Below are 725 nucleotides of genomic sequence, written 5' to 3'. Positions count from 1 at the left end.
ATCGTATACTTTTGGTTGATATTTCTGCTAAACGTCTTTTTTCCTGCGGGTGTTGTCATGCTCATTTTAGAATTTTACTATTTTGTTTTCAAGCAGGTGAGAACGTATCGTAAAGTGAGACGGGCATTAAAACGCATAAGATAAAGAGAGTGACAAGGCGCTTTTGTAGCTATCGTGAGGGGGAAGAGGCAATGTTTAGAAGCTCTCGTGACACAAGAAGAGGGGATGGTTGGAAAATCATCTGGCAAAGAGGATAGCCTATTTTCGTTTGTAATGAGGAGGATGCTCTTAATCATTGGGAAGAGCAACCGCGCTTTTAGAAAGTTGGGGGGGGTTGTTGAAAACAAGGGAAGCGCCATGCATCGCACTTTTCGTGGTTCTTAAAAGAGCGGGCATGAGATAAAAAAATGCGTTTTTCATAAAAAAAGGAAGAGCAATGAAGGGGAAAAAGTCAGAATTTTATTCAGCATTTTATAATGAACTACGCTATTTTTTTGGGAAAGATTATTTTTCTGTGCGAGAGCATGTTGTCATTTGGTTCCTCTCGCTCATTATTGAGTTGTGCAACAGGATTTTCTTTCTCTCATCTTTGGGTAGCCAAGAGAACTTGACAGGGTGGTGGGATACACCTCTTTTTCTCTCTCTGTATGCGTTTTGGAAAGTTATTACAGTGTGTGTTTGGGTCTTGTTTCCAGTTCTGTACATACTCTTCATAACATTGTGGC

At 40.3% G+C, this 725-nt stretch carries 1 protein-coding gene and 1 pseudogene; both read left to right on the top strand.

All coding sequences use genetic code 11. The features are described 5' to 3' along the window. The first annotated feature begins 174 nt into the window (after window positions 1-174). Window positions 175-384 (top strand): hypothetical protein, encoded by a 210-nt coding sequence (locus ACFIL8_RS11735; protein WP_375689951.1) that lies wholly within the window; start codon window positions 175-177, stop codon window positions 382-384. Window positions 385-436: 52 nt separating this feature from the next. Beyond that, window positions 437-725: pseudogene (locus ACFIL8_RS11730) on the top strand (hypothetical protein); the annotation flags it as partial.

Source organism: Bartonella sp. AP57NXGY (assembly GCF_042195805.1).
Lineage (GTDB): Bacteria > Pseudomonadota > Alphaproteobacteria > Rhizobiales > Rhizobiaceae > Bartonella.
This window is presented reverse-complemented; position numbering and strand designations above follow the sequence as displayed.